Source organism: Solirubrobacter pauli (genome assembly GCF_003633755.1).
GTDB classification, from domain to species: domain Bacteria; phylum Actinomycetota; class Thermoleophilia; order Solirubrobacterales; family Solirubrobacteraceae; genus Solirubrobacter; species Solirubrobacter pauli.
In genome coordinates this window covers 55,026-71,889 of the sequence record NZ_RBIL01000002.1, presented here as the reverse complement: position 1 = coordinate 71,889, position 16,864 = coordinate 55,026, and the positions used below count along the sequence as shown (strand labels likewise).

Here is a 16,864-nt window from a genome sequence, read left to right as displayed (position 1 = left end):
ACCACATTTCCGACAGGCGGTCCACACGTTCGGGACCGCCTGGCGGATAGCTTCGAGCGGCCGCCGGTCAGGGCGGCAGTCGGGTCAACCTCCCTCGGAGCTCACTTGCGCAGATTCCCTCTCGCGTCGGCAGCCGCTTTCGCCGCGCTGCTCGCCGCTTCCACCCCAGCGTGGGCGTGGACGACCGTGACGAACTCGAACGGGGACACGTGGAACGTCAACGACGCCGCGGACCCCGGGATGGACACCGGGTCGATCCACAACACGGGCACGAACGCGCTGCAGGGCTACGGCGGCCTGCGCGTGAAGGTCCCGGGCGCCCCGCGCATGAACGGCGTCCTCCTGCGCGGCTTCGGCCTCACGGCCGACAGCCCGACGCAGTACACGAGCAAGAAGGCGGTCGCGCTCGGCGGCGTCGCCGTCAAGCGCTCGATCGCCTTCAACACCGCTGAGGCGTACGCCCGCTACCTCGACACGTTCACCAACCGCACGAGCGCGCCGATCACGATCGAGGTCGCGTTCGGCGGCCAGCTCGGCTACGACACCGGCACGAACCAGAGCGCGCTCGCGGCGACCTCGTCCGGCGACACCGCCCTGACGACCGCCGACAAGTGGGCGGTGTCCTACTCCCCGTCGGCGGGCGCCGGCAGCGCGACCGTCAACGGCACGAGCGCGACGGTGCCGGGCACCTTCGACCGTACCGGCAACTTCCTGCTCGGGCCGTTCGACCACGCGCTGGCCACGAGCGGCGATCACGCCAACCACATCGGCTACGTCAACACGATCACGATCCCGGCGGGCGCGACCAAGGCGCTCGTGCGCTACGTGGTCACGGGCCTGTCGGAGACGCGCGCGCCCGCGGGCGGCGGCGCGGTCCCGGCCGCGGGCTCCCAGGTGGCGGCCGTGACGGCCAAGGCCACGGCGCTGGCCGCCGCGCCTCCGCTCGGCGACCTCGCGCCCGCCGAGGCGTGCGCGCTCGTCAACGTCGACATCTCCGCGATCAACTGCGGCGCCGCGCCGGCGTACGCGCTCGGCCCGGTCGTGGGTGACAAGGCGATCGGCGCGACCACGTCCTCGCCGTACAACGTCGTCGGCAAGACGATCACGCAGCTGATCGCCGACCTGAAGGCGGGCGTGACGACGTCCGAGCAGATCACCCAGGCCTACCTCGACCGGATCGCGGCCTACGACCGCGGGCCGTTCGGCTTGAACTCGATGATCACGCTCGCGCCGGACGTGATGGCGCAGGCGAAGGCCGCCGACGCCGCCCGCAAGGCCGGCGACACGCGGCCCCTGCTCGGCATCCCGATCGTCGCGAAGGACCTCATGTCCACCAAGGACATGCCGACCACCGGCGGCTCGCGCGTGTTCGAAGGGTTCCAGTCGACCACCGACGCGTGGCAGGTCATCAAGATCCGCGAGGCCGGCGCGATCGTCATGGGCAAGGCCAACCTCGCCGAGTACGCGAACGACGGCCACTTCTCCCCCAGCGCCTACGGCCAGGTGTGGAACGCGTACGACCCGTCCAAGTCGCCGATCGGCTCTTCGGGCGGCACCGCCACGGCGGTGGCCTCCTCGTTCGCGGCGGCCGGCTTCGGCACGCAGACGGGTGACTCGCTGTGGGGTCCGTCCTCGGCGGTGTCCCTGGTGTCCCTGCGCGGCACGGACGGCATGCAGTCGAGCGGCGGCACCATGCCGCTGACCTACATCCAGGACTACGTCGGCTGGATCGCCCAGTCGCTGCCGGACCTGTCGCTGCTGCTCAACGCGACCGCCATCGACAACCCCGCCGACATCCTCGACGACGTCTCCAACGGCCACCGCCCCGCGGACTGGACAGCCGGTCTGGACGAGAGCGCGTTGGTCGGCAAGGTCATCGGCGTGCCGGCCACCGCCTTCGACGACCCGTTCGGCACCCCCGGAACCGAGGCCGCGATGCGCGAGTCCTTCAAGCACTTCGTCGCCGCCGGCGCCGTCGTGAAGGAGATCCCCGACCCGCCCGCGGGCCCGTCGTCGCCCCCGGGCGATCGCGGCTACGAGGGCTGGCGCCAGTGGCTGCTCGAGCATCCGAACGCGCCGTACACCGACGCGGCCCAGATCCTCCGCAGCCCGCTCCGCCTCCCTCAGTTCCGCAACACCACCCCCTACACCGGCACCGGCGCGATGACGCTGGCGCAGGTGCGCGCGTTCGAGGCCCAGCGTGCCGAGTACCGCGCCCGGCTGGCCACCTGGATGGACACCAACGGCGTCGACGCCGTCGTCTTCCCGGGCCAGTTGAGCGACATCCACCTCAACGACTCGATCCAGCCGAGCTTCGGCCGCCGGGACCCGCAGGCCTCGGCCGCCGGCGTGCCGAACGTGATCTTCCCCGCGGGCGTGAACGACCACGGCCAGCCGATCAACCTGCAGCTGCAGGGCAAGGCCTTCGACGACCTCAAGCTCATGGGCTTCGCCTACGCGTTCGAGGCGAAGGCGCGTGGCCGCGTGGCTCCGCCGGTGGACGTGACGCCGGTGCTGCCGTTCGCCACGTCGACGGGCGGCACGGTCGGCGGCACCGTTCCGGCCACGTTGTCGCTGTCGCTGGGAGCGCCGGCCACGTTCGGCGCCTTCACGCCGGGTGTGGAGAAGGACTACTCGGTGACGTCGCGGGCCACCGTGATCTCCACGGCGGGCGACGCGGCGCTGTCCGTGTCCGACCCCGGGCACCTGGTCAACGGCTCGTTCTCGCTGGCTGAGCCGCTGCGCGTCTCCTTCTCCAAGGCGAGCTGGACCGCGCCGGTGTCCCTGGACCCCGTGGACATCACGTTCAAGCAGCTGATCAAGGCGAGCGACCCGTTGCGGACGGGCAGCTACTCCAAGACGCTGACGTTCACGTTGTCGACGACGACGCCGTAGGCGGTGCGGGTGCGGCCGGGGCCTGGGTGCTCCGGCCGCACTCGTCGTCGAGAAGAAGCGCAGCTTCAGGGATCCGGTGTTGATGCCGAGAACAGCCGTGGGCGTCCTCGCGCCCACGCCCTCCGCTTCGCCCCAGCCTATGGAGCTCCGTCACGTGATCCGATCCGCACGCTCGCTGCCCCGCCGGGTCTCCCCCGTGTTGCGATCAGACCTCAAGCTCGCCGCCACGGTCAGCGCGGCGTTGTGCGCCAGTGTGCTGGCGCTCGGCCTGGTCGCTGCGTCGTTGGTTGGAAGCGGCGGCGGGCTGCTGAGCGTGCTCCAGGACGAAGCGTCCGACGTGGCGCCCCTGGCGAACCCGAACGGCAGGGACCGTCGCCCGCCCGTTGTGTCCTCCACCCCTGCTCCTTCGGCGCCCCAGGTGATGGTCGGCGATCTGCCCCGGATCGAGGACCGCGGCCCGGCATCGGCGGCGCACGCTGTCCGCGGCAAGCGGCCCTCGGCGGGCTCGGGAAAGCGCCGCCGGACGCGCTCCGCGTCCCGTCACGTCGCGTCGGTTCGAACGCCCGCCTCCGGCCGGCCATCCGCGACGGCCACTCCGGCACCGGTCGCGACCGCCGCTGCGCCCGCGACCACGCACGCTCCCTCCTCGTCCTCTCCCAGCGCTCAGCGCGCCGATCCGGTCGCTCGTGCTGAGCGCGCTCCGCGGCCGACCTCCAGAGGCCAGCACGCGGGCGGCCATCGCGGAAACCCTCAGTCCGCCTCGACGAACGCTGCGCCGCGTCCGGAACCGCCCCGCGGATCCGGCAACAACGGCCACGGCAGCGGCCAGAGCGCGCACGGCAACGGCCGCGGGAACGCACCGGCCCCTGCCGCACCCGTCAACCCACCCGCGGCGAACGCTCCGACCACTCCTGCCGCGGAGCCCGGAAGCCACGGGCCGGGGCAAGGCCCCGCACACGACAACGGCAACGGAAACGGCCGCGGGAACGGGAAGCCGGGGCGGTAACGGGCCCGGTCGATCCACCGCTTTGCACCCCGCGGCTGCAGATTCCGTCGCGGCGATCAGGCACCGCCGCCCGCGATCGAATCGGACGACATCGGGCGGTCCCCATCGGTGTTGGACCGCGCGCGAACCGTCAGGGAACGGGTGCGGAAGTACCGGTCGTGGACGACGATGCGGCGGCACTCGTGCAGCGCCGCGTGCTGGTGCGCGGCGCGTTCGGCGTCCGTCTCGCTGCCGTGGCTGGAGAGCACCGCATCCTTGGTGCCCAGGTACACCTGCCAGGTTCCCGTGCGTGGAGCGGCGGGCGCGACGTGCAGCTCCTCGCGCGGCTGCGGGGCCGGGAGGGCCTCGTCGACCGAGGGGGTCACGTTCAGCTCCGCCCAGACGCGCATGGCGCCGTTGGCGCGGCGTTCGCTGCCCCAGCGTTCGCTGATCGTCCCGACGACATGCAGGCCGTAGCCCGCACCGGTGCGAGCGTTGGGTCGCCCCCGCAGCACGGGGCCGCCCTGCCCGGGGTCCTCCACCTCGAGAAGCAACGACTCGTCCGTGAGGTGCAACCGCACGATCGCGGAGCCGCCGTCGGCTGAGAGGCCATGGCAGACGCTGTTGGTGACCAGCTCGGAGATCGTCAGCAGGGCGTTGTCGATCACCGAGGACGGGACGCGGTCCCGGAGGGCGTCCGCGATGATGCGGCGCGCCATCGCGGGCGCGTGCACGCCGAGGCGCACTTGCGCCTCCACACGGGTGCCGCTTGGTGGCGCATCGGCGACCGCCGCCTCCGCCTCGCCGCGATGACCTCGCCGGCGCTCGGCACGGAGGTCGGCGTTCTCGGCCTTGAGCGCGCTCGCGCCGCTGCGCAGGTCTCCGACGGCTCGCATGAGCGCGTCGATCAACACGGCCTGCCGGCGACACGTCGTCAGCAGCTCCGCGTCCTCGGTCGGCTCGAAGCCGCGAGCCGCCTTGCGCACCGCCAGCACGGCCCGCTCGTCATTCCGCATAGGGCTGGTCCTCCTCTTCGGCTCCGTCGGTCGGAGCCACTACCGAACTCGGCGCGCGCAGACCCACGGCCGCCGCGTTCCCCTTCGGGACAAGCGTGCAAGGGACCCCCGCCGCGGTCAAGTTGGCACGTCAGCGATATTCCGTTCTCGATCCCTGAATGGCTCGGTCGCCCTCGATCAGCCGCCGAAGACCTTCCGTCGCACCGCCACGGCGGTGTCCGCGTTGTCGGCGAAGACGCCGTCGACCCCGAGCTTGAAGAAGAGCTTCAGCTCAGCCGGCTCGTTGCCTCGCGCGCGCAGGAAGTCCGGGCTGGCCGGGTTGCCCTCGCGGTGCTCGGCCGCGAGGAAGGTGTTCTCCGGCCGGAAGGTGTACGGGTGGACGAGAAGGCCCGCGCGATGCGCGTCGTTGACGAGCGACGTGGGTGCGAGCATCCGGTTCTGGGCGTCGCGCGGGACGATCTGGATCTTGTCCGGACCGATGCCGTCCGCATAGCGCGCGACCCAGCGCAGCCCGCCCGGCGTCGTCAGGTCGGCATAGGTCCGCGGGTCCCCGGCGGCGGTGAAGTCGTACGGTCGGCCGGTGGCGCTGGTGAGCTGCACGATCGGCACACGGAGCTCACGAGCCAGCCGCCGCAGGTTGGAGACCTCGAAGGACTGCACGAACACGTCGGAGTCGGGCCGGTCGAGCCCGTTGCGACGCAGGGTCCGGATCAGCGGCTCCTCGAGCGACAGGCCCAATGCGTCGAAGTACGTCGGATGCTTGGTCTCCGGGTAGATGCCGACCCCCTCCCGCTTCGCGAGGTCGATCACCTCCTGCAGCGTCGGCACCTCGTAGAGGCCGTTGAACGCCGTGTTCGCCGGGCGCAGGTCCGGGATCCGCTCGATCGCGCGCAACGTCTTCAGCTCGGCGAGCGTGAAGTCCTCGGTGAACCAGCCGGTCACGGGCGTGCCGTCGAGCACCTTCGTCGTGCGCCGGTCGGCGAACTCCAGGTGCGAGGCGACGTCGGTCGTGCCCGAGATCTCGGGCTCGTGACGATCGACGAGGACGCCGTCCTTGGTGGACACCAGGTCGGGCTCGATGTAGTCGGCGCCCATGTCGATCGCCAGCTGGTACGCCGCAAGCGTGTGCTCCGGCCGGTACGCCGAGGCACCGCGGTGCGCGATGACGAGCGGCTCACCTCGCCTGGGCCCGTGCGTTCGGCTGGCTTCGGCAACGGGTGCCGCCAGCCCCAGGAGAAGCGCTCCGGCGACCCCGGAAGCGATGAGGCGTGCATGCATGGACGGGAAGCTACGACCGCGGATGCGCCGCCGACAGGGTGGCGTCGCGAATCCGACGTCGGTGTGGACGTGACGGGCTGGTCAGCTCGACGAGCGCACGGCGAAGACTGCGCGGGCCCGAACGATCTCGTCCCCGTCGGCATGCACGGAGCAGTCGCCGAACGCCAACCGCCCGGTCAGCCGTTCGACCTCCACATGAACCTCGAGCCAGGCGCCTTCCGGTCCGGGGCGCAGGTAGTCCGTCGTCAGGGAAACGGTGGCCACGGCCGACTCGCCCTCCGCTTCGGCACGAATCGCACGGCCGAACGCAACGTCCACCAACGTCGCGAGGAAGCCGCCCATGGCGGTGCCGGCGACGTTGAGGTGGCGAGCCTCGACTCGCGCGCCGATGACGCCGTCGCGCTCGTAGAGCGGGCCGACGTGCTCGACGAACGCGCCCGCGTCCGTCAGTGGCGCAAAGCCGGAGGGGACGTTCGTGGCGTCAAGCATGTCCGTCGTCTACCCGGTCACCGCGGCTTGGCGACCGCCCGGATCGGGACGAGGGCCGCCGACCCGCGGCGACCGCTCGACTGACGAGATCGAGAGCTCCCCTCGGGGCACCACCGGAGCGGCGCCCCGAGGCGGCCGAGCTAGCTTCGCGCGGCGCGTGAGTGGCGCGCGCCGTGCCCACGCCGGCCGGCCAGCGACAGCATGTACGCGGCGCTGACCTTCGCCCAGCGCAGCGACCGGCCGGGGTCGGTGGCGGCCGGGCCCGGACCGGCGTCGGACTCGGTGTGGAACCAGCCGGGATCCGAGAGCCGGAAGCGGCTGAACGTCTCCGGGAAGCCGAGCACGGCGGGGTCGATGTCGCACGGGTAGCCCTTGCCGATCGATCCCTCACCGACGTAGACGACGTCGACGCCCGCGTTGAGCGGGAACAGCGGGCGGGCGTGCTCCTGCGTGAACGGGTTCGTGCCCGCGGCGGGGACGGGGATGCGGTCCGCGTCCTTGATGTGCCACGCGATCAGCCGCCGCTGGGCGGCCAGCCGCGCGTACCAGCGGTTGTGGTCGAACAGACTGCCGTCGACGGGGTCGGGGAAGCGGGCACGGCCCGCGAGCGTGTGCATCGTGTCGGGCTCGAACGCCACCAGGCGCGGATCGGTGTTGTCGGTGAACCAGTCGATCCGGTGGACGCGGGCGAGCTCCGGGTGGGCGGGATCGTCGAAGAACCGGAACCAGTCCTGCTCCGGGTGGAAGAAGTACTTGATGCCGACCGCCCGGAGCGCGGCGCCGACCTCGTTCGCCTGCTGCGCCCAGCGTCTCCAGTCGGCCAGGAGGCCGGACGGCGGCGAGCCCGGCCCGGGGTTGCCGGCGGTGCCGATCATCCGGTAGCCGAGCACCCGCGCGCGGGCGATCTCGTTCTGCCGGTAGGTCGGGTCGATCATGGACTGCAGGCCGCCCGTGTGGCTGCCCGCCGCGACGAGGCCGGCGCGATCGAGCGCCGCCCGGATCTGCTCGGTCGTGATCGCGCCGTTGGCGCCCTGGTCGAAGCTGAAGAACTCGAACCCCCGGTACCCGACCGAGGCGAGGTAGCGGAACACCGACGCGAAGCCGCCGGGCAAGGGGACGAGCGGACCCAGGTCGGCCGGGTCGTACGGGAACGCGCGACCGCCCAGGTACCCGGATGCGGAGCCGTCGGCGCGGGTGATCGCGTCGCGGATCGACCATTGCTGCACCCCGATCCGGTCCCGGGGCACGACCCCTGGGCCGTGGCCATGATCGTGGTCATCGTGATGGCCACCGCCGTCACCACCACCGCCACCCGTTGCGACCGCGGATCGCGGCGACAGCGCAGCGGCGCCCGCCACACCAGCAGCCACGCCGACGAAGCGGCGGCGGCTGAACGTCCGAGCAGAACTCATCGCGTAACTCCCCGACGATGATTCGAGGCGGACCAGACCTCCGCCCCTTGGCAGCTGTAGGTCAGCGCAAACCGCGGCTGCGCGCTACCCCGACGTCAGACAAGCAACCGCACCGTCACGCGTACGAGGCGACCTGTGACGCGCGACGTCTATGCGCGCGGCACCTCCGCGGTGCGGCCGCCGAGGTCGTTGCCCCATTGCGGACGGAACTGGACGCTGATCCGCGCGCCGAGGCAGCGCGCGGTCTTCGGGATCGCGTGCAACCAGGTGCGCTGGCAGCTGCCGCCCATGACCAGGAGGTCGCCGTGGCCGATCTGCAGGCGCAGGCCCGGGCCGCCGGACTTGGGGCGCAGCGCGAACGGGCGGACGGCGCCGAGGGAGAGGATCGCGACCATGGTGTCGGCGGGGCTTTCGCGGGCGATCCGGTCTCCGTGCCAGGCGACGCTGTCGTTGCCGTCGCGGTACAGGCAGAGCCCGGCGGTGACGAACGGGCCGCCGGCCTCGTCGGCGTAGTGCGCGTTCAGCGCCGACCGGGCCTCCCCCAGCACCGGGTGCGGCAGCGACTCGCCCTGCCGGTACCGGGCAAGCAGCCGCGGGACGCGCACGGTGCTGTCGTACATGCGCATGCGTTCCTCGTGCCACGGGACGCTGCCGGCCAACGCGTCGAACAGGTCGTCCGCCGCGGTGATGAAGCCCGGGCGCAGATCGATCCAGGCGCCGTCGGAGAGCTCCCGGCGCTCCACGGCATCCCCGAGGCCGGCGAGGCCGGGCTGACCCGAAGTTCCAAACAGCGAAGGCTGGACGACGAGGGACATGTAGTCGAGTGTAGCGAACGTATGTTCGTAACGAAAGCTGCGTCCTAGCTCAACGACGTGCCGGTGCGGCGGGCCGCCATGCCCGTGAGGATGTCCAGCGCGATCCGCTCGCCGGCGAGCGCCGTGATGCCCGCGACGTCGAACGGCGGGCACACCTCGACGACGTCGGCGGCGCAGAGGTCCAGCTCGGAGGCGACCCGACGCAGCGCCGCGCGCAGCTCGCGCGTGGTGAGCCCGCCGGGCTCCGGCGTGCCCGTCCCGGGCGCGAACGCCGGATCGAGGACGTCCACGTCGACCGTGAGGTAGACGCGCGGCGCGGCGTTCGCGGCGTGCGCGATCGCGTCGTCGAGGACGCGCTGCAGGCCGCGGGCGTCGATCTCGTCCATGGTGTGCCAGCGGAATCCGGCCTCGCGCATCCAGGCGAAGTCGTCCGGCCCCGGCCAGGTTCCGCGGAGGCCGAGTTGGACGGCGTTGTGGCCGTCGAGGTAGCCCTCTTCGACGGCGACGCGGAACGGCGTGCCGTGCGACACCCGCACGCCGTAGAGCTCGGCGGCGGTGTCGGCGTGGGTGTCGAAGTGGACGACCGCGTAGCCGTCGGTGCCGAACCGCTCGGACAGCACCCGCAACGTCGGCAGCGAGAGCGAGTGGTCGCCGCCGAGGACGAGCGGCATGGCGCCGGCCGCGAGCACGCCGCGCAGCACGTCCGCGAGCTGCGCGTGCGAGCGTCGGAGGTCTCCCGGCGCGACCGCGCAGTCGCCGTGATCGACGACCTCCAACGACGCGAACGGGTCGAGCCCCGTGCCGAGGTGCGGGCGGCCCCGTGACCGCCGTCGTCGGCGGCGCGGATCGCCCGCGGGCCGTACCGCGCGCCCGGCCGGTTGGACGTGCCGTCGTCGAACGGCGCGCCCACGACCGCGACGTCGACGCCCTCGAGCTCCGCCGGATCGACGACGAGCCGTCGCCCCGCGAACGTCGTCCCGATCCCCGCATGCCCGGGCGAGTCGCCGCGAACCCCGAACTGCTCCATGGACGCGCACCCTACGCGAGTCCAAAGTTCAGGGTGCCCTCCCGATTGTGCGGCCGGGCGGGGCGCGGGACGCTTGGCTCGATGACGACGGCAACGGCAGGCGTGGCGTTCACACCCTTCGAGACGCGCGTCGAGACGATGATGCGCCTCGCGTGGCAGGCGGACGCGCTTGGGCTGGACCGGATCGGCGTGGCGGAGGCGTGGAGCCACGACGCGACGATCGTGCTCGCCGAGATGGCCGCGCAGACGACGCGGGTCGGCCTCGGGACGGGTGTGCTGTCGGTGTGGAGCCGGACCCCGGCGACCATCGCGCTCGCCGCCGTGGGGCTGCAGCGGGCTTCGGGCGGGCGCTTCTCGCTGGGACTGGGCGCGGGCAGCCCGCCGCTGACCGAGGGGCTGCACGGGCTGCGTTGGGAGCGACCGATCGCGCGCCTTCGCGACACGTTGACCGCCGTCCGTGCGCTGCTGGAGGGCGAGCGGCTGCCGCGACCGGCGTCGGATGCGCGGCCGCTGCGGCTGGGCGTGCTTCCCGACGCGCCGGTGCCGATCGCGCTCGCCGCGTTGTCGGACGCCTCGATCCGCCTGGCCGGGGAGCTCGCTGACGAGTGGGCGCCGTTCCTGTGGGCGCGGTCGCGCCTCGAGGACGGCGTGGCGCTGCTCGAGCAAGGCGCCGCCCGGGCGACGCGGCCCCGGACGCCGCGCGTCGCCGTCGCGGTGCCGGTGGCGCTGGGTGTGGACGAGGCGGCCGCGCGGCGCGCCGCCGCCTGGTGGCTGTCGACCTACGTCACCCGCATGGGCCCGATCTACCCGCGCCTGCTCGCGCGGTTCTCCAGCCCGGAGACCGTCGCGGCGCTCCAGGCCACGCCGGAGGAGCTGCCCGCCGACGCCGAAGCGCTCGCGCGCGAGGTGACGCTGCTCGGCACGTACGACGAAGTACCCGAGCTGGTGGCCGCGTGGCGGGAGGCCGGAGCCGACAGCGTGCAGCTCGTGCTCCCGCCGGGGCGGCCGGAGGCGGAGCTGGCCGAGGTCGTCGCGGCCGCGGCGGCTCCCGAACGGGTCGCGGCCGTTGCGTCTGCGCCCGGCATGCGAGAGGGTCGCTAGCGGCATGCGAGATCGCCAGATCGCCGGCCAATCCCGACGGCACCGGCCGGACGCGAACCGCGCGGCCCAGGTTCCCCAGGCCGTGGGCGTCAGCAACCGCGCGCTGGCTCGGCTCCTCTCCCGCCAGCCGGTGGCCGAGCTGCCGAAGCTGGCCGGGACGCTGAAGCGCTATCGCGCCGGGGCGCCGCTGTTGAAGGCGCTCGTGCCCGCCCCCACGACGACCGACCTCCCTGCGGCGACCGCCTGGCTGCGCTCGCTCGCGGAGGTGCTCCGGGTGCTCGGCGACGCGGCCGACGCGAGCACGCTGAACTTCGAGAGCCAGGTGGTGACCGACCACGACGCGGAGTACGGGGCGGCCGGCGCGGACGTGCACGAGAAGGTCGGCGCGGCGCGCTGGGGTGCGCAGGCGCTCGGCGAGCGCATTCGCGAGCAGGTGATCTCCGGGATGAACCGGTCCTCGGTGGTCGGCCACGGGCGCGCCGACGATCCGGCGCTGGGGACGCTCGAGCAGGCGAAGGCGTTCCGCGACCAGGCGTCCGCCTTGCGCGCGGCGGCGTCGACACCCGAGTTGCGACAGGCCGCCGAGGCCTGCCAGGACGCGGCGCTCGCGCTGCTGCAGGCGCGGTCGGTCGCCGAGGCGCGGGAGACGTGGCGCGCGGGGACCGTGCAGACCGACACGGTGGCCGACGTGAAGGACCCCAAGCGGGCGCGCAACGAGATGGACGACGTGTTCGCGGACTCCGGCTTCAACGACCGGCAGCAGACGAAGATGATCAAGGTCCCGGTCAAGCAGAAGGACGGGACCGTGATCGAGGTCGACAAGGAGGTCGTCGACGACTGGTGCGGGATGTTCGCGGCCGCGAACATGTTCCGCGGCGCGGCGCTGGACAAGGACCTGCGCATGGCGTTCGCGCACACCGACAACGTCAACGACTTCTTCCAGTACACGGCGAACGTCAACGCGTCGCGCGCGCCGCTGTCGGTCTGGGCCGACGGCCGGTGGTGGTCGGTCAGGGAGTACCACGCGTCCCGCGCGACGCCCCGCAAGTGGGTGGTGGGGCCGTCGGCGGCGACCGACATCCGGCCCGGCGACATCGCGCTCATCCGCCACGGCGGCGTCAAGCCCAAGAAGGGGATCGCGAACCACATCGTGATGGTCGAGTCCTACGACCCGAACACCGGCAAGCTCGTCTCGATCGAGGGCAACGTCACCGAGGGCGTCCGGCCGGACGGCGACGGCAAGGCCCAGCGGACCGGCGACGACCAGCTCAAGTCGAGCTCGCAGTCGCCCACGAGCACGGTCGTCGAGGTGCGCGACATGAAGGACGAGCAGGAGACGACCCCGGGAGCGGGACCGGGCGGCGTCTACCAGGAGCGCGGCCGCCGGACCGTCTACGCGATCGGCCGGCCGTCGCTCGTGGACTTCGAGGAGCACGAGTACGCCGAGCAGCTCGTCCCCGAGCGGTTCCGCGGCCTGTCACCGGCCGAGATCCGCGCGCACGCGCAGGCGAAGAGCCAGGTGAAGTTCGTCACCAACCGGAACCAATCGCCGGCGCAGGGGCCGTACCACTCCCGCGCCGGCGGCTGATCTAGTCCGAGCGCGCGGGGAGGTGCGCCGCGGCGGCGTCCGCCAGGGCCTCTTCGCCGCGGTCGTCCTTGCCCGCACGGTCGCTGGGCGAGGACGGCTCGGTGTCCTTCTCCTGCGCGTCTCGCTTCTCGGCGGCGCGCGCGGCGGTGTCGTCGCGGTCTGGGGTCTCGTCGGACATGGACGCCTCCTGGTGGTGTGTACACCCGGTCTACCCACGGCACGTAGACTCACGCTCGTGGTCGGGATCGTCGTCGTCTCGCATAGCCCGGAGATCGCTGCGGGGATCGTCGCGCTCGCGGCGCAGATGGCCGGGCCGGACGTGCCGCTCGAAGGGGTCGGCGGCACCGCCGACGGCGGGCTCGGCACCGATGCCGGGCGGATCGAGGCCGCGCTCGACGCGGCCGACCGGGGCGAGGGCGTCGTCGTGCTCGGCGATCTGGGCAGCGCGATCCTCACGGTGCGCACCGTGCTGGAGGACGACGAGGACGGACGGTTCCGGCTCGTCGACGCGCCGGTCGTGGAAGGCGCGATCGCGGCGGCCGTGAGCGCGTCGGCCGGGTTGTCCGTCGACGAGGTCGTGCGTGCGGCGGAGGAGGCTCGTGTCGTCCCCAAGCTCTGAGGCGACGGTGACCCTGCCAGCGGACGTGGACCTGCACGCGCGGCCGGCGGCGCAGTTCGTGCGGGCCGCGATGGCGTTCGGCGCGCGCGTCCAGGTCGCCGCGGGCGAACGCGAGGTCGACGCCAAGAGCCTGCTCTCGGTGCTGTCGCTGGGCGCGAAGGGCGGCACGACGCTGCGGCTGACGGCCGAAGGTGATGACGCCGCTCAGGCGGTCGAGCAGCTCGCGACCCTAGTGGCCGGCCTCACCGAGTAGGCGCTCGACGTCGGCGGTGCTCGGCGCGGCCACCGCCGCGCGGGCCAGCTCCACGCACGCGGCCACGTCGAGGGCGCTCACGCGCGCGTGCGTCTCCTCCACCCGCGCCGCGCCGACGCTCAGCTCGGTCACGCCGAGCCCCACGAGCAGCGGGATCATCCGCGGGTCCGACGCCGACTCGCCGCACACCTCGAGCACGCGCCCGTGCGCCTGCGCGGCCTCGCCGATTCGGGCGATCTGGGCGAGCACCCGCGGGTCGTGCGTGGCCACGTCGCCCGGAGCGAAGCGGTCCGCCCCGAGGACGTCGGCGGTGAGGTCGTTCGTGCCGATCGAGAGGAAGTCCGCCGCGGCCGCGATCGCGTCCACGCGCGCCGCCGCGGCGACCGTCTCGATCATCGCCCCGAGCGGCGCCGTGGTCGACGCGCGGACGGCGTCGACGTCCTCGGGCCCGCGGACGAGCGGGAGCAGGACGCGGGTGCCTTCCGCCGCCCCGATCGCGCGGAGCTGGGCGGCGAGCGCGTCGGGCGCGCCGAGCAGCAGCGCGATGCCGCGCGCGTCGTTGCCGCGGAGGAACGGCGGCGTCTTGTCGCCGCCGAAGTCGAGCACGCGCACGGTCGCGGTGCGGGTGCCGAGCAGCTCGAGCACCGGCTCGAGCATCCGCCGGTGCGCGGCCTCGTCGGGCCAGGCGACCGCGTCGAGGAACGCGAGCTCGGTGCGGAGCAGGCCGACGCCCTCCGCCCCGGCGGCGAGCGCGACCCGCACCTCGGCCGGCCCGACGGCGTTGGCCAGGATCCGGATCCGGACGCCGTCGCGGGTGACGGCCGGACCGCTCGCAGCGACGCGCGTGCGGGAGACGGACGGCGGCGCGACGGACGGCTCGACGACGGCCTCCCCGCGATCGCCGTCGACCGCGAGCGACGTGCCGTCGGCGAGCTCGAGCAGCGGCGCGCCGACGCCCACGACCATCGGGAGCCCGAGCCCGCGCGCGATCACCGCCGCGTGCGCCGACGGACCGCCGGCCGCGAGCGCGATGGCCGCGACGCGCTCGTCGAGCTCGGCGACATCGGCCGGGCCGAGGTCCTGCGCGACGAGGACGAACGGGCCTTCCCCGGTCGGCGTGGACCGCTCCGACGCGGCGCGGCGGCCGAGTGAGCGGACGTCGTCGGCGCGGGCGGCGAGGACCGGGTCGTCGATCGCGGCGAGCGTGTCCGCCAGCTCGTCGCACGCTTCGAGGATCGCCTGCGGCGCGGCCCGGCCCCGTGCGATCGCCGCTTCGACCGCCGCGTCCAACGCCGGGTCGGCGGCCATCAGCACGCCGGTCTCGACGATGTCGGCCTGCTCGGTGGCGCCGTCCGCGCGCAGGCGGGCCGCGAGCGCGGTCAGCTCGTCGCCGGCACGGGCGAGTGCCGCGCGGGCGCGTGCGAGCTCGGCGGTCCGGTCACCCGAGTGCGCGCCGGCCTCGACCGGACCGACCCGCCACACGGCGCCGCCGGCCACGCCCGGCGCGGCGGCGAGGCCGGGCAGCCGCCGCTCGGCCATCAGCGGCTCCGCACCGGAAGGCGACCGGCGGCCGGCGCCGCGCCACCGCACGCGGCCGGCCGGCTCGACGCCCACCCGCAGCCGCCACCCGGCGCGTCCCACGCGGCCGGCCGGCTCGGCGACCCGCCGCGGCCCGCGCCCGCTGCGCCACCCGCGGTCCGTCTCATCAGCCCTCCAGCGCGCGACCCAGCGCGGTGATGATCAGCACCGTGGAGGCGGCGCCCGGGTCCTCGTGGCCGATCGACCGCTCGCCCAGGTACGACGCGCGGCCCTTGCGCGCTTGCAGCGGCACCGTCGACCGCGCGCCCTCGGCGGCGGCGTCGGCGGCCGCGGTGATCGCGTCGGCCAGCGGCTCGCCCGCTTCGACCGCCGTCCGCAACGCCTGGGTGGCCGGGGTGAGCGCGTCGACCATCGTCTTGTCGCCGACCTCGGCCGAGCCGAGCTCGACGACGCCCGCCAGCGCCGCGTCGAGGGCGTCCGCCAGCGCGGGGCCGTCCAGCGCGGCGTCGCCGACCGAGCGTCCCGCGCGGCGCAGCGCCGTGCCCCACAGCGGACCGCTCGCACCGCCGACCTTCGACACGAGCGTCTTGCCGGCGAGGATCAGCCGGCGCCCCGGGGGCAGCTCGTCCTCCGCCGCCGCGAGCGCCTCGATCACCGCCCGGAACCCGCGTGTGAGGTTCGTGCCGTGGTCGCCGTCGCCGATCGCGGAGTCGAGCTCCGTGAGGCGCTCGGCGTTCGCCGTGATCACCGTGGACGCCTCTTGCATCCAGGCGTCGACCGAGACGGAGCTCAAGCCTCAGACCCCCCAGCGCAGCGCGGCCGTGTGCACCGGCGCGTCCCAGAGGGCGGCGAGCTCGTCGTCGAGCTCCAGCACCGTGAGCGACGCGCCCGCCATCTCCAGCGACGTGATGAACGGGCCGACGAGCCGGCGTGCCGGGCGCAGGCCGCGCTCGGTCAGCTCACGCTCGATCTCGCCGTGCAGCACGTACAGCTCCAGCAACGGCGTGCCGCCCATGCTGTTGGTGAACACGAGCACCTCGGCGCCGTCGGCCGGGGCGAGGTCGGAGACGACGGCCTCGACCAGCTCGGCGGCGACCTCGCGGGCGGTGCCGAGCGGCTCGCGGCGCCGGCCCGGCTCGCCGTGGATGCCGATGCCGACTTCCATCTCGCCCGCCGGCAGGTCGAAGATCGGCTTGCCCGCCGAGGGCGGGATGCACGAGGACAGCGCGATGCCGAAGGACCGCGCGCGCTCGTTCACGCGCCGGGCGATGCCGGCCACGGCGGCGACGTCGTCGCCCCGCTCGGCGGCGGCGCCCGCGAGCTTCTCCGCCAGCACGGTCGCGCCGACGCCACGCCGCCCGGCCGTGTAGAGCGAGTCCTGCACGGCCACGTCGTCGTCGATCAAGACCGACTCGACCTCGATCCCCTCGTCCGCGGCGTCCTCCGCCGCGAGCTTGAAGTTCATCACGTCGCCCGTGTAGTTCTTGACGATGTGGACGACCCCGGCGCCGCCGTCCACGGCGGTCGTGGCGGCCAGCATCTGGTCGGGCACGGGCGACGTGAACACCGCGCCCGGGCACGCCGCGTCGAGCATCCCGCGGCCGACGAACCCGCCGTGCATCGGCTCGTGTCCCGCCCCGCCGCCCGACACGAGGGCGACCTTGCCCGACCGCGGGGCATCGGCGCGGACGACGATCTGCGTCGCCAGGTCGACGGTGAGGATGTCGCCGTGCGCGACGGCGAGCCCGGCCAGTGACTCCCGGACGACGTTCTCCGGGTCGTTCAGCAGCTTGCGCATCGATGACGTCGCCATGGGTCTCCTCTCGCTTTCGCTCAAGAGTGCCAGA

15 protein-coding genes and 1 pseudogene are annotated in these 16,864 nt (G+C 73.6%); 5 read left to right on the top strand and 11 right to left on the bottom strand.

The window, feature by feature from the left end; all coding sequences use genetic code 11:
* The first annotated feature begins 105 nt into the window (after window positions 1–105).
* Window positions 106–2,895 (top strand): amidase, encoded by a 2,790-nt coding sequence (locus C8N24_RS20080; RefSeq protein WP_147447904.1) that lies wholly within the window; start codon window positions 106–108, stop codon window positions 2,893–2,895.
* A gap of 1,062 nt (window positions 2,896–3,957) precedes the next feature.
* Here C8N24_RS20080 and C8N24_RS20075 read toward each other — a convergent pair.
* The 7 genes and pseudogenes from C8N24_RS20075 to C8N24_RS35385 all read right to left on the bottom strand — a co-directional run.
* Entirely contained in the window at window positions 3,958–4,896 is a 939-nt protein-coding gene (locus tag C8N24_RS20075) for an ATP-binding protein (protein ID WP_121253461.1), read from the bottom strand.
* Between the two features lie 177 nt (window positions 4,897–5,073).
* Window positions 5,074–6,174: a glycerophosphodiester phosphodiesterase gene (locus tag C8N24_RS20070; RefSeq protein WP_121253459.1), complete on the bottom strand. Its 1,101-nt coding sequence runs from the start codon at window positions 6,172–6,174 to the stop codon at window positions 5,074–5,076.
* A gap of 81 nt (window positions 6,175–6,255) precedes the next feature.
* Window positions 6,256–6,663 (bottom strand): PaaI family thioesterase, encoded by a 408-nt coding sequence (locus C8N24_RS20065; RefSeq protein WP_121253457.1) that lies wholly within the window; start codon window positions 6,661–6,663, stop codon window positions 6,256–6,258.
* Between the two features lie 140 nt (window positions 6,664–6,803).
* Window positions 6,804–7,910 (bottom strand): sugar phosphate isomerase/epimerase family protein, encoded by a 1,107-nt coding sequence (locus tag C8N24_RS20060; RefSeq protein WP_170179250.1) that lies wholly within the window; start codon window positions 7,908–7,910, stop codon window positions 6,804–6,806.
* A 314-nt stretch (window positions 7,911–8,224) separates the two neighbouring features.
* Window positions 8,225–8,890: an alpha-ketoglutarate-dependent dioxygenase AlkB gene (locus tag C8N24_RS20055; RefSeq protein WP_121253454.1), complete on the bottom strand. Its 666-nt coding sequence runs from the start codon at window positions 8,888–8,890 to the stop codon at window positions 8,225–8,227.
* A gap of 44 nt (window positions 8,891–8,934) precedes the next feature.
* On the bottom strand, window positions 8,935–9,666 hold the full coding sequence (locus tag C8N24_RS20050) for an arginase family protein (RefSeq protein ID WP_281272657.1): 732 nt from the start codon (window positions 9,664–9,666) through the stop codon (window positions 8,935–8,937).
* A gap of 95 nt (window positions 9,667–9,761) precedes the next feature.
* Window positions 9,762–9,917: pseudogene (locus C8N24_RS35385) on the bottom strand (agmatinase); the annotation flags it as partial.
* An 81-nt stretch (window positions 9,918–9,998) separates the two neighbouring features.
* Here C8N24_RS35385 and C8N24_RS20045 point away from each other — a divergent pair.
* Window positions 9,999–11,018: an LLM class flavin-dependent oxidoreductase gene (locus C8N24_RS20045; protein ID WP_170179249.1), complete on the top strand. Its 1,020-nt coding sequence runs from the start codon at window positions 9,999–10,001 to the stop codon at window positions 11,016–11,018.
* Between the two features lie 4 nt (window positions 11,019–11,022).
* Window positions 11,023–12,606 carry a hypothetical protein gene (locus tag C8N24_RS20040; protein WP_147447903.1) on the top strand — a complete coding sequence of 528 codons (1,584 nt, stop codon included), beginning with the start codon at window positions 11,023–11,025 and terminating at the stop codon, window positions 12,604–12,606.
* A gap of 1 nt (window position 12,607) precedes the next feature.
* Here the strand turns inward: C8N24_RS20040 and C8N24_RS34120 are convergent, their stop codons facing one another.
* On the bottom strand, window positions 12,608–12,784 hold the full coding sequence (locus C8N24_RS34120; protein ID WP_170179248.1) for a hypothetical protein: 177 nt from the start codon (window positions 12,782–12,784) through the stop codon (window positions 12,608–12,610).
* 57 nt (window positions 12,785–12,841) lie between these two features.
* Between C8N24_RS34120 and dhaM the strand changes: the two genes are divergently transcribed.
* Both dhaM and C8N24_RS20030 read left to right on the top strand, forming a co-directional pair.
* Window positions 12,842–13,225 carry a dihydroxyacetone kinase phosphoryl donor subunit DhaM gene (gene dhaM, locus C8N24_RS20035; protein ID WP_121253447.1) on the top strand — a complete coding sequence of 128 codons (384 nt, stop codon included), beginning with the start codon at window positions 12,842–12,844 and terminating at the stop codon, window positions 13,223–13,225.
* 7 nt (window positions 13,226–13,232) lie between these two features.
* Window positions 13,233–13,478, top strand: a complete 246-nt coding sequence (locus C8N24_RS20030; protein ID WP_211340066.1) for an HPr family phosphocarrier protein — start codon at window positions 13,233–13,235, stop codon at window positions 13,476–13,478.
* Here the strand turns inward: C8N24_RS20030 and C8N24_RS20025 are convergent.
* The 3 genes from C8N24_RS20025 to dhaK form a co-directional block, all read right to left on the bottom strand.
* Window positions 13,455–15,119, bottom strand: coding sequence for a putative PEP-binding protein (locus C8N24_RS20025; RefSeq protein ID WP_147447902.1), 1,665 nt, complete (start codon window positions 15,117–15,119; stop codon window positions 13,455–13,457). The two genes, C8N24_RS20030 and C8N24_RS20025, sit on opposite strands and share 24 nt — an antisense overlap.
* A gap of 64 nt (window positions 15,120–15,183) precedes the next feature.
* Complete coding sequence (dhaL, locus tag C8N24_RS20020; protein ID WP_121257846.1) at window positions 15,184–15,783, bottom strand: dihydroxyacetone kinase subunit DhaL; 600 nt, start codon at window positions 15,781–15,783, stop codon at window positions 15,184–15,186.
* Window positions 15,784–15,813: 30 nt separating this feature from the next.
* On the bottom strand, window positions 15,814–16,815 hold the full coding sequence (gene dhaK / locus C8N24_RS20015) for a dihydroxyacetone kinase subunit DhaK (RefSeq protein ID WP_121257844.1): 1,002 nt from the start codon (window positions 16,813–16,815) through the stop codon (window positions 15,814–15,816).
* Window positions 16,816–16,864 lie beyond the last annotated feature (49 nt).